This window comes from Stenotrophomonas sp. YJH_SMC_48-3, from assembly GCF_059369375.1.
Genome location: NZ_JCAFSQ010000004.1, coordinates 46,493 through 67,432 on the forward strand (window position 1 = coordinate 46,493; position 20,940 = coordinate 67,432).

Genomic DNA, 20,940 nt, shown 5'->3' on the forward strand with positions numbered 1-20,940 from the left:
TCAGGCGCGACCGTCGTCGCTGTCGTCTTCGTCGTGATCCTCGAAGTTGACGATGACCTCGATGCCGTCGTCGTGCACGGTCACGGTGTGGACATCGTCGGACACCGCGTCGGCGTCGATCGCGTCGACACGGTCACGGCCTTCAACCACTTCGCCGAGCACCACGGCGCCTTCGCCGTCATCCTCATCTTCAGCGTCATACACCTCGTTCGGATCGATCAGCTGGAACACGCCACCGGCCAACAGCTGCTGGACCACCGCGCGGCCCTTGTCGGACAGGCCGCGATAGGCGGCGGCATCGAGCTGCTCGGCGCCGGCCAAGCGCTGCGCGTCCTTCACCGGCAGCGCGAAGTCCTGGCCGCTGACGTACAGGCTGGCGCCACGCTTGGCCCGGCGCCAGGCCAGGCGCGCCCAGGGGTGACGCTGCAGCAGCAGGCCCGAGGCCAGGGCCTGGACCACTTCCTCCGGTGCGGGAGCGGCCTGGTGAGCCATCACTTCGCCGGCGGCGCGGTAGGTGGTGATGAAACGGCCGAACCAGTCACCCAGCTTGTCCGGGTCGTTCATGCGGATGGCGTTGAGCGCGGTGATCACCCGCGCCATCGCCACCGTGTCGATCTCGTTCGGGTCGGCCGGCACCTTCAGGTCGGCATCCTGATAGCGGATGTTCTCGTCGGCATCGGCAATCAGGGTGTCCAGGTAGTCGCTGATCAGCTCGGCCGAGGACGGCGCGCGCATGCCGAAGGAGAAGGTCAGGCAGGGGTCTTCGGCGACGCCGTGGTGCGGCACGTTCGGCGGCAGGTAGAGCATGTCGCCCGGCGCCAGCACCCAGTCGTGGGTTGGCTTGAACACCTTCAGCAGCTTCAGCTCCACGTCCGGGCGGAAGCCCAGCGGCGGCTGCCTGCCCTTGATCGATTCGCTGGCATCGATCTGCCAGCGGCGATGGCCGTGGGCCTGCAGCAGGAACACGTCGTACTGGTCGACATGGGCGCCGACCGAGCCGCCGGTGGCGGCGAAGCTGATCATCACGTCATCCATGCGCCAGCGCGGCAGGAAGCTGAAGTGCTCGATCAGGGCGCGCACGTCCGGGTCCCACTTGTCCACGTCCTGCACCAGCAGGGTCCAATCGTGGTCGGGCAGGGCGGGGAACACGTCTTCCTGGAACGGGCCGGTGCGCACGCGCCAGCCGTCCTGGGTCTTGTCGTGCTCGATCAGGCGCGCCAGCACGCCTTCCTCGCAGGCCAGCCCGGCCAGGTCTTCCGGCTGCACCGGGGTCTGGAAATTGGGGAAGGCGTTGCGGATCAGCAGCGGGCGTTTCTGCCAGAAGTCGCGCAGGAAGGTGGCCGGCGCCATGCCCAGCGGCTGGCCGGGGCGGGCGGTGACTTCGATCAGGGGGGCGGAGGACTTGCGGGCGGCCATGGGGGAATCCTTGCAGCGGAAAGCGGGAGGGGCGGCGTGGCGGGCCGCCATGGGTTGCATTGTCCGACGTTCGTGGGGATTGCGCACGTGCGGTGGTTTGTCGCGGGGTGTCCGGCCAACGGCGGAGCCCCTCGTGGCGACAGCTTGGTAGGGTCGACTGTTAGTCGACCGGCTTCATGGGCTTGGCCGGGCGGGTGGGCTGCGCGGAGGACGCTGCAAGTACGTCCCTGTAAGCTTGGCCGCCGCATCCATGCGGCGGACACCCCCGCGCAGCCCACCCGCCCGGCCCCTGACAGTTTCCTGCGCGGCCCGCCACGGAATGGAAGAAGAAAATCAAAGGCAAGAGCGGGTCGCGCGCTGCGCTTGCTCGTGCATCTGTAGAGCCGAGCCCACGCTCGGCTTGCTGTTGGAACAAGCAGCCGAGCATGGGCTCGGCTCTACATCAGCGCGCCTTTACCAGCTTGTCTGTGGTCTATCTGGAGCTCAGAAAGGAGATGCAGGCGTGCAGCGACTCAATGTCAGGTGAGACCTTGCTCAAGCTGATATGAATGCGACTTTCCTGCACGTTAGGCCCAAGGGTTTGGGTGGGGCCCAGCTGCACGGCGAGGATGCCGTCGGCAAAAGTCATCTCGATGCTATCCGGATAGAAACCGGCGCCTTGGTCGCAGAACTCGAGATAGGTTCCGCCTTCTCCACACTCGCGTGTGATGTCCAGATACTGTCCCGTCTGGCCCCAACGGACAAAAAGGAAAGTGAGCTCATCGTCATCGATGGCCATATCCAGTTCGCTGGCCGTCACTTCAATCAATTGTGATGCGGTGGATGACATCCGCTGAACATATCAGTCAAGACCAACTTGAAGTACGACTGTTGAAGAGCTCCGTGGCCTGTATTGCCCGACGTGTAGACGGGCGGGAAAGTTGGCGCCGAAAACGACAAGAGGGGCGCGGCGAAGCCGCGTCCCTCTCTCAAATTCCGTCCCGACAACCGAATGCTCTTCGATCCGTCACCGGAAAGGGGCGCGCGCTGCGCTTGCTCGTGTAGAGCCGGGCCCACGCTCGGCTGCTTTTGCCATTGCGAAAAGCAGCCCGGCGTAGGCTTAGGGCTACAGGATCAGACACAGGTCGCAGAAACTACCAGGAAGTATCAAGACCGGGAGGAGATCTGTAGTTGTCGAACTGAAGATCGCCGTGTGATTTCAACTGAATGATCTGACAAGCGCCCGGGTTCCATACGATGAATACTCGTATAAGGAGAAGTGCTGTGCCTGGCACAGGATCCCTAAATGCTCAATGGCCTCGACCTTCTTCAGATTCTCGATGGTGTTCTCCCCACCCAGTGAAAGCAGTGGCTGGAATCCATAGCATTCACCGATCTCTAAGGGCCCAAGCTTCTTCCGTGCTCTGGAGAATAGCCGTCTGTCATCTTTGTCGTAAGCATCGATATCCTCTGCGTCGAGCATAAATGGGATCTCGATGGCATGTTCAAGATGCATTCCGGCATCTGTATCTCGTGCAGATGTCTCACACATCACTGAGCCATGCATAAGTTCTATCTCTCCGATGCCGAAGACTTCGTGATAGAAGAAAATATTGCCGAACGCACTATGGCAAAACGCATGGCAATTCGTACTGTTGAATTGCTCGTCGCGGTCGAACACTGCATCCAGAATGCCTTTGAAACTCCTGGGGTGGCATGTCTGGAGCTGGCCTTGCAGTGTGAAGAAAAAGCCCAGCTTAGCGAAGAGTTCGCGGAGTTGATCAGGAAGGGATGTTGGAAGTGAATTCCACTCGCCGCGGGTGAGCGAGCGACACAGCTTTGGGTGTCCATGCTCGTTGACGATGTAGTCAATTAGTTTACTCATTTCTGATCTGCAGTTTGGCCTTCGAATCTGCGGCGCGAATACGTCATCTGCCGGACTTGTTGATGGTCGAACGTATCAGGCAATACCGACGTTGGCCCGTTTTCAGAAACGGTCCCTCCGGCCTGCCTTGCCCCGGTGTGCGGCATGAAATGAGGATGGGAGCCAGAAACGACAAAAGGGACGCGGCGAAGCCGCGTCCCTCTTTCAAATTCCGTCCCGACAACCCAACGCTCTTCGATCCGTCACCGGACAACTGTCAGAGGTGGGGAGGGATGGGGTCGCGGGGGTGTCAGCCGCATGGATGCGGCTGCCAAGCCTCCACGGACGGATTCACGGCGTCCCCCGCGAACCCAACCCGCCCCGCCAAGCGCGACATAACCCAGAGCCGCCTTTGACGTTGCTGTTGCCTGCCGCAGGCAGCGCCCGCGGCCGCCGCCGCAACGGAAACCTCTTAGATCTTCTTCGCCAGCGACTCGGCCAGGCCGGTGTAGCTGCCCGGGGTCATCTCCAGCAGGCGCTGCTTCGCATCCGCCGGCAGCTCCAGCCCCTGCACGAACGCACGCATCGACTCAGCCGTGATGCCCTGGCCGCGGGTCAGCGCCTTCAGCTGCTCGTACGGGTTCGGCAGGCCATGGCGGCGCATCACCGTCTGCACGGCCTCGGCCAGCACTTCCCAGGCCGCGTCCAGATCGGCATCCAGGCGCTGCGGGTTCACTTCCAGCTTGCCCAGGCCCTTGGCCAGCGAATCCAGCGCCACCTGGCTGTGGCCGAACGCGGTGCCCAGTGCACGCAGCACGGTGGAATCGGTCAGGTCACGCTGCCAGCGGCTGATCGGCAGCTTCGCGCTGAAGTGCTCGAACAGCGCGTTGGCGATGCCGAAGTTGCCTTCGGCATTCTCGAAATCGATCGGGTTGACCTTGTGCGGCATCGTCGACGAGCCGACTTCGCCTTCCTTCAGGCGCTGCTTGAAATAGCCCAGCGAGATGTAGCCCCAGATGTCGCGAGCCAGATCGATCAGGATGATGTTGGCGCGGCGTGCGGCATCGCCGATCTCGGCCACGTTGTCGTGCGGCTCGATCTGCGTGGTGTACGGGTTGAATACCAGGCCCAGGCCGGTCACGAAGCGCTCGGCGAAGGCCGGCCAGTCCACGTCCGGGTAGCTGGCCACGTGGGCGTTGTAGTTGCCGACGGCACCGTTGATCTTGCCGGTCAGTTCGACCGCGGCGATCTGCCGGCGCTGGCGTTCCAGGCGAGCGACCACGTTGGCCAGTTCCTTGCCCAAAGTGGTCGGCGAGGCGGTCTGGCCGTGGGTGCGCGACAGCATCGGCTGGCCGGCCTGGGCGTGGGCCAGGGTGCGCAGGGTGCTGGCGATGCCGTCCAGGGTCGGCAGCAGCACCTCGCGGCGGGCCTGTTCCAGCATCAGGCCGTAGCTGAGGTTGTTGATGTCTTCGCTGGTGCAGGCGAAATGCACGAATTCCAGCGCCGGCGCCAGCTCGGCGTCATCCTTCAGCTGCTCCTTGATGAAGTACTCCACCGCCTTGACGTCATGGTTGGTGGTGCGCTCGATCTCCTTCACGCGCGCGGCCTGGGCCGGGCTGAAGCGGGCGGCCAGGTCGCGCAGGCGGGCGACGGCGGCGTCGGAGAACGGGGCCAGCTCGACGATGCCCGGCTCGGCGGCCAGCGCCAGCAGCCATTCCACCTCGACCGTGATGCGGGCCTTGATCAGGCCGTATTCGGAGAAGATCGGGCGCAGGGCATCGACCTTGCCGGCATAGCGGCCATCGAGCGGGGACAGGGCGAGCAGGGCGGAATCGGACATGTCGGCAGGGCTGGGACGAGCGGCGGGGGCCATATTCTACGACGTGCCGGCGGGGCGTGCCCTGTAGAGCCGAGCCCACGCTCGGCTGCTTCGGAGAATCCGGCGCCCTGCGGGAAGCCGAGCATGGGCTCGGCTCTACAACACGGCCCTGCGGACGGAACGTTCTGGCCCGTCCTCGTCATCCCACGCTGCGGGCAAGGGAGTATCGTTGGCGCAGCCGCCAGCCCGGGAAGCGACACCCTGCCAGCCGCCGCTTCCCTTTCCCCAACTGAAGTAGTGCGGAGTTGATGCAATGAGCAAAGCTGCAAGCAAGGGTTTCAGAATCGAACACGACAGCATGGGCGAACTGCAGGTGCCTGCGGACGCCCTGTGGGGCGCCCAGACCCAGCGTGCCGTGCAGAATTTCCCGGTGTCGGGCCAGCGCATGCCGCGCGGTTTCATCCGTGCCCTGGGCCTGGTCAAGGGCGCTGCCGCCGGCGTCAACGCCGAGCTGGGCCACCTGCCGAAGAACGTGGCCAAGGCCATCCAGACCGCTGCTGCCGAAGTGGCCGCCGGCAACTGGGACGCGCACTTCCCGATCGACGTCTACCAGACCGGTTCGGGCACGTCGTCGAACATGAATGCCAATGAGGTCATCGCCACCCTGGCCAACCGTGCCGGCAAGGCGGGCAAGACCACCGTGCATCCCAATGACCACGTCAACCAGGGGCAGAGCTCCAACGACGTGATCCCGACCGCGCTGCGCGTGTCGGCGGTGCTGGCGACGCACGAACAGCTGCTGCCGGCGCTGGTGCACCTGCGCAAGACCCTCGACAAGAAGGGCCGCAGCCTGCGCAAGGTGGTCAAGACCGGCCGTACCCACCTGATGGACGCGATGCCACTGACCTTCGAGCAGGAGTTCGGCGCATGGTCGGCGCAGCTGGCCTCGGCGCAGGAGCGCATCGAAGACAGCCTCAAGCGCGTGCGCCGCCTGCCGCTGGGTGGCACCGCCATCGGCACCGGCATCAATGCCGACCCGCGCTTCGGCGCGCAGGTGGCCAAGGCACTGAAGCAACAGACCGGTTTCAAGTTCGACAGCGCCGAGAACAAGTTCGAGGGCCTGGCCGCGCAGGATGATGCCGTGGAACTGTCGGGCCAGCTCAATGCACTGGCCGTGGCGCTGATCAAGATCGCCAATGATCTTCGCTGGATGAACGCCGGTCCGCTGGCCGGGCTGGGCGAGATCGAACTGCCGGCACTGCAGCCGGGCAGCTCGATCATGCCGGGCAAGGTCAACCCGGTGATTCCGGAAGCAACCGTGATGGCGTGCGCGCAGGTGATTGGCCACCACACCGCGATCACCGTGGCCGGGCAGACCGGCAACTTCCAGCTCAACGTCACCCTGCCGCTGATCGCGGTGAACCTGCTGGATGGCATCGGCCTGCTGGCCAATGTGTCGCGGCTGCTGGCCGACAGCGCGATTGCCGGGCTGAAGGTGCGCCAAGACCGTGTTGCCGAGGCGCTGTCGCGCAATCCCATCCTGGTCACGGCGCTGAACCCGATCATCGGCTACGAGAAGGCAGCGGCCATTGCCAAGCGTGCCTACAAGGAACAGCGCCCGGTGCTGGACGTCGCGCTGGAAGACAGCGGCCTGCAGGAAGCGGAACTGCGCCGCCTGCTGGACCCCACCGCGCTGACTGCCGGTGGCATCCACGCGGGGGGCGGTGGCGGCGGCGGTTGATGCGCCGGTCGTAGGGCCGAGCCCATGCTCGGCTGCTTCCTGGACCTGAGCCGGGCATGGGCTCGGCTCTACAAGAGGAAACGCCGCCCAGGGGGCGGCGTTTTTTCAGCGACGGTCGGCGACGATGTTGCCGAAGGTGTCGGTGTAGTCCTTGAACTCGGGGATGCGCTGGACCAGGTCGGCCGGGATCACTTCCATGCCTTCCGGCGGCTGGATCTTCACCGGTTGCATGTTGGGATCGGCCGGGGCGGCGACCAGGGTGTTCTGGCGCAGTACCTGCAGCCGGCCGAACATCGTCTGCAGCATCTGCTTCTGCCCTTCGTCGAGCGGGATCTGGATCTCGTCCACCTTCATCGTGCCATCGCCGAGGATGATGATGTTCGGTGCCGGCGGGCGACGCACGGTCACCATCCCTTCGCTGACGGAAATCTTGGGCTTGCCGCGCTCGGCGCGGTGGTTGCGGTAATCCTTGTCACAGCCGACCAGGCCCAGGCAGAGCAGGGCGGCCAGCAGCAGGAACAACTTCTTCATGGCATTCGGTTCGGGGGCGTCCGGGGCCGACATTGTAAGCCGGTCGGCACGTTACGGCCGGCAGCGGGGCGCCGCTGCCGGCAGGGTGCGCTGATCTGTCACAGGCCTAGCGCTGGACCACGGTGTCCTTGCCGCAGTCGTCGACGTCACTCTGGTCCATCGTGGCGTACGGCCTGAACGCGGGCAGCGATGCGGCCAGCGCCTGCTGGCTGGCCAGCATCGCCGGCATGCGGTTGCAGATGCGCTTGGCCTGGGCTTCGATCTTCTCCGCCTCGGCATTGATCCGCTTCTCGATGCCCTCGCTGTCGCCGCTGAAGATGCCCTTCAGGGCCTCTCCGGCAGCACTGGCGCCGAGCTTGGCACCGGCCAGGCCGACATCCATGCCGTCCATTGCAATGGCAACGACGTGGCCGCGGTATTCCAGCAGCAGCCGGCGCTGGGCCTCATCGGCCGGCACTTCCTTGCCGCCGATCAGCAGCCGCCCGTCCGGCGTGATCTCCGCACGCGGCTGCTTGTCGGCCGAGATCTTGATGTTGCCCTGGGCGATGTCCTTGCGGGCATCGTCCATGGCCTCCTTGACCGTCTGGCCGACCCCGCTGGTCGCCTCGGCCACGCTTTTGCCGACGGTGGTATCAGGCGTGGAGGACGTGCCGCCGCAGGCGATCAGCGGCAGGCACAGCAGGGTGGCAGGCAGCAGGCGCAACAGGTTCATGGTGTTCCCCTGGTAGTGTCTGGAAAAGGGTTACTTGCTGCGCGGCAGGGTGACCCGGCCGCTGACGTTGCGATGATCGACGTCACCGCTGCCGCTGCGATCGACGGTCAGGGTGCCGCGCACCCCGTCGACGTGGATGTCGCCCGAACCGTGGCTGCGGACATGCACATTGCCGCCGATATCGGCCAGATCGACCCCGCCGGAGCCGACCACGCCCACTTCAACGCTGCCCTGCACACGCTTGAACTCGATGTCACCCGAGCCCACGGTATCCAGCCGCGCGTTGCCACGCACATCGGTGATCTTCAGGTCACCGGAGCCGACGGTACCGGTGCTGGCGTCGCCGGTGATGTTGCGTACGGTGACGTCGCCCGAACCCAGCGACAGCAGGTTCAGGGAGCCGCCGCCATCGATGTTGAGGTCGCCCGAACCCACTGCGGCGTGAATGCTGCCACGGGTTCCGCGGGCCACGGCGTCACCGGAACCGACGTCCACGCTGAGTGACTGCGCGTTTTCCACGCTGGCATCGCCGGAGCCGACCTTCAGCTGCAGCGGCAGGTTGTCCGGCACGCTGCCACGGATGTCCAGCCAGGCATAGCTGCTGCCCAGGCTGATGCCGCTGTCGCGGCCTTCGCGGCGCAGGCTGACCACCAGCTTGTCGCCTTCCTTCCGCTGATCCAGCACCAGCTGGTCCAACCATTCCTGGCTCGAGGCGCAGGCGCGACCATCCAGCTGGCCACCGCCCTTGCTGGCGACCACCTTCAGGTCATGCTGGTTCACCTCGAACACCACCGCCTTGGCGCCGGATGTCTCCAGCTTCAACGTACGGGCAGCGGTGAACTTGCAGTTAGGGGCATCGGCGGCCAGCGCCGACAGCGGCAACAGCAACAACGCAGAACAGGCGAGCAGGGAACGCATGGGTGGTGCCTCCGGATGGGTGGAGTCAGATCTCGCCGGCGCGCTTGCGCAGGCGGATGGCGAGGAAGATGAACACTGCACCGACGGCCGCACCGATCCACAGTTCCGGCATCGCCAGCGACTTCAGCTGCGAGGCAGGGGACATCAGGCTGACCACCGAGTCCAGATCGCGGCGCGACCCTTCACCTGCGCCGAGGCGATACAGCAGGTCCATGCCGGGTACGCCGCCCAGCAGCAGGCGGCCGACGATGTTCTGCCAGAACCAGCCGGTGGTCAGACCGAACAGCGGCATGATCTTGGTGGTGCTGACGATGACGCCGGCAAACAGCGGCAGCATCACCGCCCACAGGAACGGCTTGCTCTTGGCCCAGGCCGAGCACAGCAGCAGCCAGCCGGCGGTGGGCAGGGCCCACAGCGCGTAGACCGGAATCCAGCTCAGGTGGCCGGCAGCCAGGGTCAACGGGCTGGCCGGGCCCCAGATCAGGGTCATCGGGCTGCCACCGTGCATCAGCGCGACGATGCTGATGACCAGCATGAAGCCGAGCATGGTGATGATGCCAGCGATCACCGCGATCAGCGGGGCCACGATCAGCGCACTGATCAGCTTGGACAGCACCGTCTGGGTGTCCGACAGCGGCAGCGACTTCCAGAACAGGATGCTGCGGTCGCGGCGGTCATCGTACAGGGCGCCCAGGCAGTAGAAGAACACCACGAAGGCCAGGACCAGGAATGGCCACGCCGAGCTGAGCACGAGGGTCAGGTCGAGGCCGTTACCGAGATCGGCCAGGTCCTTGGCACTGATGTCGCGGGTGAGCAGCGCCAGGTCCAGGCCATTGATGTTCACATCTTCGCCGTCGATGTGCAGGCCGCCGTCGCGCGCGGCACGATGCAGCGCGAACAGGCCGAACGCGATGCCGATGGTGCTCATCACCAGCGAGATCAGTCCGGCGATCAACGGTGCATAGAGGAAGCCGCCGCGGTTCTCCCAATACTCGCGCTTGAGCAGCCAGCGCAGGGTGCCGATCGGGCTGACGGGGTGGTTGACGGCGTTCATGCGTAGGTCCCCTTCATGATGGCGACGAACAGGTCGGCCAGGCCCGGGATGCGGGTCTCGCCGAGGGAGGAAAGCTGGGCGCGCGGCACGCCATCGAACAGCATCACCGTCTTGCCGAACGCCAGGCTGCGCTCGTCGATCGGCTTCAATGCGCGGGCGGTGTCCAGCTGTTCGGCATTGACCAGCAACTCGGTATAGCGCTGGCCGACGTCGTCCATTTCAGCGTCGAGCACGATGCGGCCATCACGGATGAACATGACGTCGCTGAGGATATGCTCGATTTCCTCCACCTGGTGGGTAGTGACGATGATCGTCTTCTGTTCGTCGAAGTAGTCTTCCAGCAGGCGCTGGTAGAACTCCTTGCGGTACAGGATGTCCAGGCCCAGTGTCGGCTCGTCCAGCACCAGGATGCGGGCATCGATGGCCATCACCAGCGCCAGGTGCAGCTGCACGATCATGCCCTTGGACAGCTCCCGCACGCGCTGCTTCGGCTGCAGCTTGGTGTTGGCCAGGAAGCGTTCGCAACGGGCGCGGTCGAAGCGCGGGTGAACGCCAGCGACGAAGTCGATCGCTTCGCGGACCTTCAACCAGCGCGGCAGCACGGCGACGTCAGCGATGAAGCAGATGTCATTCATCAGTTCGTCGCGGTGCAGTCGCGGGTCACGCCCGAGCACGCTCAGGTCCCCCTCCACCGAGGTCAGGCCAAGAATGGCCTTCAGCGCGGTGGTCTTGCCGGCGCCATTGGGCCCGATCAGGCCGACGATGCGCCCGCTTGGGATGCTGAAGCTGGCGTTGTCGAGGGCAACCGTGGTCTTGTAGGCCTTGCGCAGGCCTCGGGCGGTGATGACCGCTTCACTTGCAGTGCTCTTCATCAGACTTTCCCCTGGGGCAGCAATTCGTCGAGGCTCAGGCCCAGGCGCTGGATGCGCTCCAGGACCGCCGGCCATTCTTCGTTGAGGAAACGGTCGCGCTCGCTGCTTCGCAGCTGCGTAGCCGCCTGCTCGGTCATGAACATGCCCAGGCCGCGGCGCTTCTCCACCAGGCCTTCGTCAGCCAGTTCCTGGTAGGCGCGCGAAACGGTGATGGGGTTGAGTTGATAGTCGGCGGCCACCTGGCGCACCGAAGGCAGGGCATCGCCCGGCTTGAGGATTCCGTCGAGCATCATGGCGATCACGCGCTCCTTCAACTGACGGTAGATGGGAGCGCCGTCGCTCCACTGGATGTCGCTCATGTTCAGCTCCGTGGGATCAGCGGCTGGGCGAACGAGAAATACGGCATGGACAGCGCGCTGTGCAGCCGACGCGGGGGAGGGGGGGAGGAGGGGGTGGCATTCCCTGCCGGGGAGAGCGTCGCGTCCTGCGCACTTTCGGCAGCGGCAGAAGCAGGGGCGGTGGGCGTGGCCCACCAGGCCAGCACGAGCAGGGTCGAAACAGCGACGGCCGCGTGTGCGGTGAGGTTGCGACGGATCCGGACGTTCATGGCTTCCCCCTGTCTCAGGTGACTGGTGTTGTATGCAACTATAACACCGGCACGCCGGGGTGCAAGCCCCCACATCACCCAACTGATGGCAGGGGCGGTCAAGAACGCGCCATATCCATCCAGGCAATTGATAATAAAGGAAAAATTGGTTGTGAAACCGGCTTCCCTGACCGCCTTCCATTCAGTCACGTCAATCCTATGTCAATGACGACGCGCCGCGGCCGTTTCCCACAGGCTGTCGCCAAGCCCGGCAAAGCTGTGCCACGGCGGGGCCGACAGGTGCCACAGGGCCCGGTGCTATAGTTCGGCCGATTCCCGGCCGATGCTGGCCGGACCCTTGAAACGGCTATTGCGGAACGTTCCCATGCCCCTGTCGACCGCCTTCCCGCACCGCTTCCGCGGCCTGTCCCTGTTGACTCTGCTGGCCCTCGGCCTGGCAGCCTCGGCCAATGCGCTGGCCGCCGACCTGCTCGACGTCAGCTATCGGCCGCTGGCTGGCAAGCAGCAGGTCAACCTGCAGCAGCGCTACCACGGCCAGGTGCTGCTGGTGGTCAATACCGCCAGCAAGTGTGGCTATACCCCTCAGTACGAAGGCCTGGAGGCGCTGCACAGGCAGTACGCCGGCAAGGGCTTCGCGGTGCTCGGCTTCCCGTCCAACGATTTCAAGGGCCAGGAGCCCGGTGACGAGAAGCAGATCCAGGACTTCTGCACCCTGACCTACGGCGTCAGGTTCCCGATGTTCGAGAAAGTGCATGTGGTCGGTCCGCAGGCCACGCCGCTGTACCAGCGGCTGACCGCAGCGACCGGCGTTGCGCCGGCCTGGAACTTCCACAAGTACCTCGTGGGCCGCGATGGCAAGGTCATCGCCCAGTTCGCCAGCAAGGTGACGCCGGACGATCCGCAGCTGATCGCGGCCATCGACAAGGCGCTGGCGGCCGCCGCCACGCATTGATATCCGGCACGCATGCCTCGACATCGACGGCATGCGTGCGACAATGATCCTTTTCGCGCCGACGTCGGCGCCCAGACACTTCCAGGAATGCAGCGAATGAAGATGGGAATGCGCGGCGCCGCGGCGTCGGTTCTGATTCTGGCGATGGGCACTTCGGGTGTCGCTCTGTCGCAACAACCGGCTGCCCCCGCAGCCGCCAAGGAGACCGCAACCTTGAATTCCCCCAAGCAGAAGCTGGGCTACGCCATCGGCCTGGACGTGGCCAAGTCGTTCACTCCGATCGCCGATGAGATCGACGTGGCCGCGCTGCGCACCGCCGTGGAGCGTTCGTTCGAAGGCCTGCAGCCGCAGATCACCCAGGAACAGGCCAAGGCCACCGACGCGGCCCTGCGCCAGGTCGTGATGGCCCGCAGCGGCCAGCAGGTGCCGGGCGTGGCGCCGGGTTCGCAGCCGCCGAAGGTCGACCGCGTCAAGGTCTCGCAGATGATCGGTTCCTACTCGGTGGGCCCGTCGCTGGCGCAGCTGAAGGATGACATCGACGTCGCCTCGCTGTTTGACGCGATCAGCACCGGCCTGAGCAAGGGACAGCCGAAGATGACGGAAGCTGACGCGACCGCCACCATTCAGGCCTTCATGGGCAGCAAGCAGGCCGAAATGCAGGCCAAGGCCGCCGCCGCTGCGCAGACCAACCGCGAGGAAGGCAATGCGTTCCTGGCCAAGAACAAGACCCAGCCGGGCGTGGTGACCACCGCGTCGGGCCTGCAGTACCAGGTGATCCGCCCGGGTAGCGGCGAGCGTCCGCTGCCGAGCAGCAAGGTGCGCGTGAACTACGAAGGCAAGCTGCTCAACGGCACCGTGTTCGACAGTTCCTACGGCCGCCAGCCGGCTGAGTTCGGCCTGGACCAGGTGATCAAGGGCTGGACCGAAGGCGTTGCGCTGATGCCGGTCGGTTCGAAGTACCGCTTCTGGATTCCGGGCGAACTCGCCTACGGTGAGAACGGCACTCCCGGCGGCCCGATCGGCCCGAACGCGACTTTGACGTTCGACGTCGAGCTGCTGGGCGTCCTGCCGTAAGTCATCGAGGAGCGAATACGGATATGCGCGTTGCGATTTTTGGTACGGGTTACGTTGGACTGGTGACCGGTACCTGCCTGGCCGATGTCGGTCATCAGGTGGTCTGCGTCGATATCGACCAGGCCAAGGTAGATGGCCTCAACCAGGGCGTCATTCCCATCTATGAGCCTGGCCTGGAGCCGATGGTGAAGGCCAACCACGCCGCGTCGCGGCTGGCATTCACTACCGATGCCGCGTCGGCGATCGCGCATGGCCAGGTAGTGTTCATCGCCGTGGGTACCCCGCCGGACGAGGATGGCAGCGCCGATCTGCAGTACGTGCTGGCCGTTGCCCGTACCATCGGCCGGCACATGAGCGTGCCCACCGTGGTGGTCAACAAGTCGACGGTGCCGGTGGGTACCGCCGACAAGGTGCGCGCCGCCATTGCCGAAGAGCTGGCCGCGCGTGGCGCGGACATCACCTTCGACGTGGTGTCCAATCCGGAATTCCTGAAGGAAGGCGACGCAGTCGCCGATTGCATGCGCCCGGACCGCATCATCATCGGTGCGACCAGCGATGAGTCGGTAGCGGTCATGCGCCGCCTGTACGCGCCGTTCAACCGCAACCACGACCGCGTGGTCGAGATGGACGTGCGTTCGGCCGAGCTGACCAAGTACGCCGCCAATGCGATGCTGGCAACCAAGATTTCATTCATGAACGAAATCGCCAACATTGCCGAACGCGTCGGTGCCGACGTCGAGCAGGTCCGCCAGGGTATCGGCTCGGACCCGCGCATCGGCTGGCACTTCATCTACCCGGGCGCCGGCTACGGCGGCTCGTGCTTCCCGAAGGACGTGCAGGCATTGGCCCGTACGGCCCAGCAGCATGGCCTGGAGCCGAAGCTGCTCAATGCAGTGGAAGCGGTCAACGATGCACAGAAGGGCCATCTGTTCGCCCTCATCCAGCGTCATTACGACAAGGGCGAGGACGAAGGGGTGCGCGGCAAGACCTTCGCCGTGTGGGGCCTGGCCTTCAAGCCGAACACTGATGACATGCGTGAAGCCTCCAGCCGTCGCCTGCTGGCGCAGCTGTGGGAAGGCGGTGCCACGGTGCGTGCCTACGATCCGGAAGCAATGCACGAATCGCAGCGCATCTTCGGCGAACGCGATGACCTGGTGTTCTGCAGCAATGCTGACGAAGCGCTGCAGGGCGCGGATGCCCTGGTCGTGGTGACCGAGTGGAAGCAGTTCCGCAGTCCCGATTTCCAGAAGCTGCGCGAGCAGCTGAAGGACGCGGTGGTGTTCGACGGCCGCAACCTCTATGAGCCGGCCGAAGTGGAAGCCGCCGGCCTGGCGTACTACGGCATCGGCCGGGGGCGTTCGCTGCATGTCTGATCTACCGACCGAACGCGAGCAGGCGCTGGAAGCGCGCCTGGTCGAGTTGGAGATGCGCGTGTCCTTCCAGGAACAGGCGCTGGCCGAGTTGAGCGATGCGCTGGCTGATGCCCGCATGCAGGGCATGCGCAATGCCGATGTGCTGCGCGTCCTGCTGGAGGACCTGGGCAAGGTCCGCAACGCACTGAATTCTTCCGATCCGGCGAGCGAACCGCCGCCGCCGCACTACTGATCCGAATCCTATGAGCGATACCCTCCGCGACCAGCTGATGGGCCTGGGCTTCAAGCCCGCGCCCAAGCCCGAGCGCAAGAATGATGGCCCCCGCCGTGACGGCCGCCCGCAGGGCAAGGGTGGCAACGGCAATGCAAAGCCGCAGGGCGCAGGCAAGAGCGAGCACAAGCCCGGCGAGCGTCGCGGGCATGGCCATGGTGGGGCGGGCAAGCCCGGTGGGCAGGCGCGTGGTGGCCAAGGGCAGCAGGGGCCGCGCAAGCCGCGCAGCGCCGAAGAGATGGACCTGGCCAAGGCCTATGCGATCCGTGCGCAGCGGGAGAAGGAAGAGCGCATCGAGGCCGAGCGCCTGAAGCAGGAAGAAGCACGCGTGCGCCGTGAGGCGAAGGCCAAGCTGGAAGCGCTGCTGCAGGGCAAAAGCCTCAATGCCGAGGAGGCGGACATTGCCCGCCACTTCCCGTACGGCGGCAAGATCAAGCGCATCTACGTGACCGCCGAACAGCTGACCGCGCTCAATGCGGGTGAACTGGGCGTGGTCCAGCTCAACGGCCGCTACCTGCTGGTGACCGCCGAGGTGCTGGCACAGTGCGAGGCAGTGTTCGCCCCGTCGGTGGCGCTGAAGGTCGATCCGAATGCGCCGGCCGAGGAAGATCCGTACGCGGACCCGCAGTACCAGGTGCCGGACGACCTGGTCTGGTAACTGCATCTGCCGCATGATGAAAACGCCGGGCCCTGCCCGGCGTTTTCGTTACCGGGCGCACGCAGTTCTGCGGCGCGCGCGTATCAGCGGCAGGCTCAGCGCGAAGAAGCAGAGCAGGGCGCCGATCAGGGCAAACCCGCTACCCGCCAGGAATGCGGTGCGGCCATCGTCGATCTTCCACAGCTGGCCGGCAATAAGCGCGCCCAGCACCCCGCCGACACCCGACGAGAATCCATAGAGCAGTCCCTGGCCGTGGCCATTGAGACGACCGGGGAAGTAGGTCGCCAGCATCTGCATCGCCGCCGCAAAGAACGCGGCAAAGCCCAGCGCGTGCGCGGTCTGCGCCAGCAGCATTACCGGCAGGTTCTCCGGGAACAATGCGGTCACGGCCCAGCGCAGGCAGGAACTGACCAGTGCGATCAGCAGCATCCAGCTGGCGTCGTAGCGGCGGAAGAAGCGGCCGATGGTGAAGAACACGCCCACTTCGAAGACCACGCCGATGGTCCACAGCAGGCCCAGGGTGGAGGTACGGTAACCGTGATGGTCCATGTAGACCGAGAAGAACGTGTAGTACGGGCCGAACGACAGCTGCTCCATGAACGCGGCCAGGAAGAACGCCAGCACCGGCGGTCGGCGCACGATCTGCCAGAAGCCGCTGGCATCCCCCGCCGTCCTGCCGATGTCGCGCGCGTAGTGGTTGCTGAAGGCCGAGGCAACCAGCAGCACGAACAGGGGCAGCATCATCCAGGGCAACAATCCGGCGTGGCTGCCGGCGCCATCGCCTTCGATCAGCCAGCCGAACAGGGTGACCACGGCGATGAAACCGAGCGAGCCCCAGACCCGGATAAGCCCGTAGCGATGGCTGTCGGTGCCCAGGTGGGTGAGGGTGATCGACTCGAACTGCGGCATCACCGCGTTGTAGAAGAAGCAGAACACGATCATCGCCGGGTACATCCACGGCTGCGGCAGGGGCTGCAGGAAGGCGGCGAAGCTGAGCAGGGTCAGCACGCAGCCGACGCGCAGTAGGCGGATCGGTCGCGGTGATGCGGCCGCCAGCGAGGTCCAGGCACTGGGTGCGATGACGCGGGTGGCGTACCACAGGCCCATCATCACGCTGATCGCGGTCACGCTCATCCCGCGCGCGGTCAGGAACAGGCTCCAGTACGGCGTGAACGCGCCGAGCGCCGCGTAGTAGAACAAGTAGAAACTTGAGAGGCGGGCAACGGGAACGGTCATCGCGGGAATAATGCACGGTAGCGCCGGGCCATGCCCGGCGGACGGGAGATGACGCCGGGCATGGCCCGGCGCTACCGCCTCATTCGGGGTCGTAGTCGAGATTGGAGGCCAGCCAGCGTTCGGCCTGGCCGCGGTCCACGCCCTTGCGCCGGGCATAGTCGGTGACCTGTTCGCGGCTGAGCCGTCCGACAACGAAGTACTGGCTCTGCGGATGGCTGAAGTAGTAGCCGGAGACAGCGGCCGTGGGCAACATCGCGAAGCTCTCGGTCAGTTCCATGCCAGCGTTCTTCTCAGCCTGCAGCAGGTCGAACAGGCGGCGCTTCTCGCTGTGCTCGGGGCAGGCCGGGTAGCCTGGCGCCGGACGGATGCCGCGGTACTGCTCGTCGATCAAGGCTTCGTTGTCCAGCGTCTCGGCGCGGTCGTAGCCCCAGAATTCTGTACGCACGCGCTGGTGCAGGCGCTCGGCCAGTGCCTCGGCGAAGCGGTCGGCGAGGGCCTTCAGCAGGATCGCGTTGTAGTCGTCATGCTCGGCCTCGAAGCGCGCGACGTGGGTGTCGATGCCGATACCGGCAGTGACCGCGAACGCGCCGATCCAGTCCTGCTTTCCGCTGTCGGCCGGTGCAATGAAATCGGCCAGGCAGAAATCCGGGCGTTCGGCTGGCTTGTCCACCTGCTGGCGCAGGAAGTGCAGGGTGGTTTCGCCCTGTGCGTGCTGCACGCGGACATCGTCGCCGATGCTGTTGGCCGGCCACAGGCCGAACACGGCCTTGGCCGTCAGCCACTTCTCGCCGACGATGCGCTCGAGCATCGCACGGGCATCCTTGTACAGCTCGCTGGCCTGGGTGCCGACGATCTCGTCGGTGAGGATCGCCGGGAACTTGCCGGCCAGCTCCCAGGCCTGGAAGAACGGCGTCCAGTCGATGTAGTCGACCAGTTCGGCCAGGGGATAGTCGTCGAACACGTGCAGGCCGGGCTGATTCGGTGCCGGTGGCGTGTAACTGTCCCAGCCGCCCTGGAATTTCTGCCCGCGCGCATGTTCCAGCGTGACCAGGCGCTTGGCGTCGCCCCGGTTGCGGTGGCGCGCGCGGATTTCGGCATAGTCGGCTTCGTTGGCGGCAACGAAGGCCTCGCGCAGATCACGCGAGATCAGCGACTGCGCAACGCCAACCGCGCGCGATGCATCCTTCACCCATACCGTCGGCGCCTTGTAGTGCGGGTCGATCTTCAGCGCGGTGTGCGCACGCGAAGTGGTCGCACCCCCGATCAGCAGCGGCAGGTCGAAGCCCTGGCGCTCCATCTCGCGGGCAACGTGGCTCATCTCCTCCAGCGACGGGGTGATCAGCCCGGACAGGCCGATCAGGTCGGCGTTGTGCTCGCGGGCGGCATCGAGGATCTTCTGCGCCGGCACCATCACGCCGAGGTCGACCACGTCGAAGTTGTTGCAGGCCAGTACGACGCCGACGATGTTCTTGCCGATGTCATGCACATCGCCCTTCACCGTAGCCATGATGATCTTGCCGTTGCTCTTGGCGGTGTCACCGCTGCGCGCCTTTTCCGCTTCGATGTAGGGCAGCAGGTAGGCCACGGCCTTCTTCATCACGCGCGCGGATTTCACCACCTGTGGCAGGAACATCTTGCCGGCGCCGAACAGGTCGCCGACGATGTTCATGCCGTCCATCAGCGGGCCTTCGATCACATCCAGCGGGCGGCTGGAGGCCTGCCGGGCCAGTTCGGTGTCTTCCTCGACGAAGGCATCCAGGCCGTGTACCAGGGCATGCGCCAAACGCTGTGCCACCGGCTTTTCGCGCCAGGCCAGGTCTTCGGTCTTCGCCGCGCCCTTCCTGCCCTTGTAGCGCTCGGCGATCTCCAGCAGACGCTCGGTGGCATCGCTTCGGCGGTTGAGGATCACGTCCTCGACGCGCTCGCGCAGGTCCGGCTCCAGGTCGTCGTAGATCGGCATCGCGCCGGCGTTGACGATGCCCATGTCCATGCCGGCGGCGATCGCGTGGTACAGGAACACCGAGTGGATGGCCTGGCGTACCGTTTCGTTGCCGCGGAAGGAGAACGAGACGTTGGAGACGCCGCCGGAGACGTGGCAGTGCGGCAGGGTCTGCTTGATGATGCGGGTGGCTTCGATGAAGTCCACTGCATAGTTGTCGTGCTCTTCGATGCCCGTAGCGACGGCGAAGATGTTCGGGTCGAAGATGATGTCCTGCGGCGGGAAACCGATCTCGTCGACCAGGATGCGGTAGGCACGGGTACAGATTTCGACCTTGCGCGCGCAGGTGTCGGCCTGCCCGTTTTCGTCGAACGCCATCACCACCGCAGCAGCACCGTAGCGCAGCACCTTGCGCGCGTGCTCGCGGAACAGCGCCTCGCCTTCCTTCAGCGAAATCGAGTTGACCACGCTCTTGCCCTGCAGGCATTTCAGGCCGGCCTCGATCACGCTCCACTTGGAGGAGTCGACCATCACCGGGATGCGCGCGATGTCCGGCTCGGACATGATCAGGTTCAGGTAGCGGGTCATCGCCGCTTCCGAGTCGATCAGGCCCTCGTCCATGTTCACATCGAGGATCTGCGCACCGCTGGCCACCTGCTGGCGGGCCACGTCCACCGCTTCTTCGTAGCGGCCTTCCTTGATGAGCTTGCGGAACTGCGCACTGCCGGTGACGTTGGTGCGTTCGCCGACGTTGATGAACAGCAGGTCCGGGGTGATGACCAGCGGTTCCAGGCCGGACAGGCGGGTGAGAGGCGTGCTCATGCGGCGTGCTGCTCCCGTGCGCCCGGCAGGGCACGCGGTGCCAGCCCGGCCACGGCCTGGGCGATCGCGCGGATATGGTCGGGGGTGGAACCACAGCAGCCACCGACCAGGTTCAACAGGCCATCCTCGGCGAAGCCCCGCAGGGTGGTGGCCATCTCTTCAGGGGTTTCGTCGTACTCGCCGAACGCGTTGGGCAGGCCGGCGTTGGGGTGGGCGCTGACGTAACAGTCGGCGACCTGCGAGAGGGTTTCCACATGCGGGCGCATCGCATTGGCGCCCAGCGCGCAGTTCAGGCCGATCGACAGCGGTCGCGCATGCGCCAGCGAGGCGTGGAAGGCTTCGGCAGTCTGTCCGGACAAGGTGCGCCCCGACGCGTCGGTGATGGTGCCGGAGATCATCACCGGCAACCGCGCGCCACGTGCATCAAAGGCCTCTTCCAGCGCATACAGCGCGGCCTTGGCATTGAGCGTATCGAAGATGGTCTCGACCATGAGCGTGTCGGCGCCGCCGTCGATCAGGCCTTCGATGGCTTCGCGATAGGTGTCGCGAAGCTCGTCGAAGCTGGTGTTGCGGAAGCCCGGATCGTTCACGTCGGGACTGATCGAGGCGGTGCGGCTGGTCGGGCCGATCACCCCGATCACGAAGCGCGGCTTGCCGGGCGTGGTCGCTTCCGCCGCGTCACAGCAGGCGCGCGCGACGGCCGCACCGGCCTTGTTCAGTTCGTACACCAGGTGCTCGAGGTGGTAGTCAGCCTGGCTGACCGAGGTGGCATTGAAGGTGTTGGTCTCGACCAGATCCGCGCCTGCCTCCAGGTAGGCGGTATGGATGTCGGCGACGATCTGCGGCCGGGTCAGCAGCAGCAGATCGTTGTTGCCCTTCAGATCATGGCCTTCGGGCACGCCGTGGTCACAGCCGGGGCCATGCGCATGGTCGTAGCCACCGGCGAATCGCTCGCCACGGTAATCGCCTTCCTGCAGGCCATGGCGCTGGATCATCGTGCCCATCGCGCCGTCGATGATCAGGATCCGCTCGCGCAGGGCGTCGAGCAGCGCGTTGGCACGATCGGGATGCAACCAAGGCAGGGCAGGCATGGCGGTCTCGG

20 protein-coding genes are annotated in these 20,940 nt (G+C 65.4%); 6 read left to right on the forward strand and 14 right to left on the reverse strand.

The annotated features are described in order from the left end of the window. The 4 genes from AC5P65_RS07435 to purB all read right to left on the reverse strand — a co-directional run bounded on the left by AC5P65_RS07435 (position 1) and on the right by purB (position 5,099). The gene (locus AC5P65_RS07435) at positions 1-1,416 is read right to left on the reverse strand and encodes a ribosomal protein uL16 3-hydroxylase (RefSeq protein ID WP_329859480.1); all 1,416 of its coding nucleotides are present in this window, start codon (positions 1,414-1,416) and stop codon (positions 1-3) included. A gap of 472 nt (positions 1,417-1,888) precedes the next feature. Next, entirely contained in the window at positions 1,889-2,245 is a 357-nt protein-coding gene (locus AC5P65_RS07440; RefSeq protein WP_134735989.1) for a hypothetical protein, read from the reverse strand. 369 nt (positions 2,246-2,614) lie between these two features. Next, entirely contained in the window at positions 2,615-3,280 is a 666-nt protein-coding gene (locus tag AC5P65_RS07445; protein WP_495215478.1) for a T6SS immunity protein Tdi1 domain-containing protein, read from the reverse strand. A gap of 451 nt (positions 3,281-3,731) precedes the next feature. Then, positions 3,732-5,099 (reverse strand): adenylosuccinate lyase, encoded by a 1,368-nt coding sequence (gene purB, locus AC5P65_RS07450; RefSeq protein ID WP_019660407.1) that lies wholly within the window; start codon positions 5,097-5,099, stop codon positions 3,732-3,734. Positions 5,100-5,391: 292 nt separating this feature from the next. Here purB and AC5P65_RS07455 point away from each other — a divergent pair, with 292 nt between their 5' ends. Continuing rightward, positions 5,392-6,819 carry a class II fumarate hydratase gene (locus AC5P65_RS07455; protein ID WP_111101754.1) on the forward strand — a complete coding sequence of 476 codons (1,428 nt, stop codon included), beginning with the start codon at positions 5,392-5,394 and terminating at the stop codon, positions 6,817-6,819. Positions 6,820-6,924: 105 nt separating this feature from the next. Here AC5P65_RS07455 and AC5P65_RS07460 read toward each other — a convergent pair whose 3' ends face one another. From AC5P65_RS07460 to AC5P65_RS07490, 7 genes are all read right to left on the reverse strand, one after another. Further along, the gene (locus AC5P65_RS07460; RefSeq protein ID WP_032953534.1) at positions 6,925-7,350 is read right to left on the reverse strand and encodes a hypothetical protein; all 426 of its coding nucleotides are present in this window, start codon (positions 7,348-7,350) and stop codon (positions 6,925-6,927) included. A 106-nt stretch (positions 7,351-7,456) separates the two neighbouring features. Next, positions 7,457-8,062, reverse strand: a complete 606-nt coding sequence (locus AC5P65_RS07465) for a YggN family protein (RefSeq protein WP_495215479.1) — start codon at positions 8,060-8,062, stop codon at positions 7,457-7,459. Positions 8,063-8,092: 30 nt separating this feature from the next. After that, entirely contained in the window at positions 8,093-8,980 is an 888-nt protein-coding gene (locus AC5P65_RS07470) for a DUF4097 family beta strand repeat-containing protein (RefSeq protein ID WP_111099345.1), read from the reverse strand. Positions 8,981-9,005: 25 nt separating this feature from the next. Continuing rightward, a complete protein-coding gene (locus AC5P65_RS07475; protein ID WP_019660402.1) occupies positions 9,006-10,034 on the reverse strand; it encodes an ABC-2 transporter permease in 1,029 nt (342 codons plus the stop codon). Next, positions 10,031-10,906 carry an ABC transporter ATP-binding protein gene (locus AC5P65_RS07480; RefSeq protein ID WP_019660401.1) on the reverse strand — a complete coding sequence of 292 codons (876 nt, stop codon included), beginning with the start codon at positions 10,904-10,906 and terminating at the stop codon, positions 10,031-10,033. The genes AC5P65_RS07475 and AC5P65_RS07480 overlap by 4 nt, the downstream gene beginning before the upstream one ends. After that, complete coding sequence (locus AC5P65_RS07485; protein ID WP_006453095.1) at positions 10,906-11,265, reverse strand: GntR family transcriptional regulator; 360 nt, start codon at positions 11,263-11,265, stop codon at positions 10,906-10,908. Before AC5P65_RS07485 ends, AC5P65_RS07480 begins: the two co-directional genes overlap by 1 nt. A 2-nt stretch (positions 11,266-11,267) precedes the next feature. Beyond that, positions 11,268-11,513, reverse strand: coding sequence for a hypothetical protein (locus AC5P65_RS07490; RefSeq protein ID WP_032955307.1), 246 nt, complete (start codon positions 11,511-11,513; stop codon positions 11,268-11,270). Positions 11,514-11,877: 364 nt separating this feature from the next. Between AC5P65_RS07490 and AC5P65_RS07495 the strand changes: the two genes are divergently transcribed. The 5 genes from AC5P65_RS07495 to AC5P65_RS07515 all read left to right on the forward strand — a co-directional run bounded on the left by AC5P65_RS07495 (position 11,878) and on the right by AC5P65_RS07515 (position 15,841). Next, positions 11,878-12,465, forward strand: a complete 588-nt coding sequence (locus AC5P65_RS07495; protein ID WP_019660400.1) for a glutathione peroxidase — start codon at positions 11,878-11,880, stop codon at positions 12,463-12,465. Between the two features lie 96 nt (positions 12,466-12,561). Continuing rightward, positions 12,562-13,539, forward strand: a complete 978-nt coding sequence (locus tag AC5P65_RS07500; RefSeq protein ID WP_019660399.1) for an FKBP-type peptidyl-prolyl cis-trans isomerase — start codon at positions 12,562-12,564, stop codon at positions 13,537-13,539. Positions 13,540-13,562: 23 nt separating this feature from the next. After that, positions 13,563-14,912 carry a UDP-glucose dehydrogenase family protein gene (locus tag AC5P65_RS07505; RefSeq protein WP_019660398.1) on the forward strand — a complete coding sequence of 450 codons (1,350 nt, stop codon included), beginning with the start codon at positions 13,563-13,565 and terminating at the stop codon, positions 14,910-14,912. Further along, positions 14,905-15,144: a SlyX family protein gene (locus tag AC5P65_RS07510; RefSeq protein ID WP_019660397.1), complete on the forward strand. Its 240-nt coding sequence runs from the start codon at positions 14,905-14,907 to the stop codon at positions 15,142-15,144. The genes AC5P65_RS07505 and AC5P65_RS07510 overlap by 8 nt, the downstream gene beginning before the upstream one ends. Before the next feature lie 10 nt (positions 15,145-15,154). Next, positions 15,155-15,841 carry a DUF2058 domain-containing protein gene (locus tag AC5P65_RS07515; RefSeq protein ID WP_495215480.1) on the forward strand — a complete coding sequence of 229 codons (687 nt, stop codon included), beginning with the start codon at positions 15,155-15,157 and terminating at the stop codon, positions 15,839-15,841. A gap of 48 nt (positions 15,842-15,889) precedes the next feature. On the opposite strand, the gene AC5P65_RS07520 is transcribed toward AC5P65_RS07515, so the two are convergent. The 3 genes from AC5P65_RS07520 to AC5P65_RS07530 form a co-directional block, all read right to left on the reverse strand. Beyond that, positions 15,890-17,077, reverse strand: a complete 1,188-nt coding sequence (locus AC5P65_RS07520; RefSeq protein ID WP_180832396.1) for an MFS transporter — start codon at positions 17,075-17,077, stop codon at positions 15,890-15,892. 79 nt (positions 17,078-17,156) lie between these two features. Further along, positions 17,157-19,838, reverse strand: coding sequence for a methionine synthase (gene metH, locus AC5P65_RS07525; protein WP_180832397.1), 2,682 nt, complete (start codon positions 19,836-19,838; stop codon positions 17,157-17,159). Next, positions 19,835-20,929, reverse strand: coding sequence for a homocysteine S-methyltransferase family protein (locus AC5P65_RS07530; RefSeq protein ID WP_180832398.1), 1,095 nt, complete (start codon positions 20,927-20,929; stop codon positions 19,835-19,837). The genes metH and AC5P65_RS07530 overlap by 4 nt, the downstream gene beginning before the upstream one ends. Positions 20,930-20,940 lie beyond the last annotated feature (11 nt).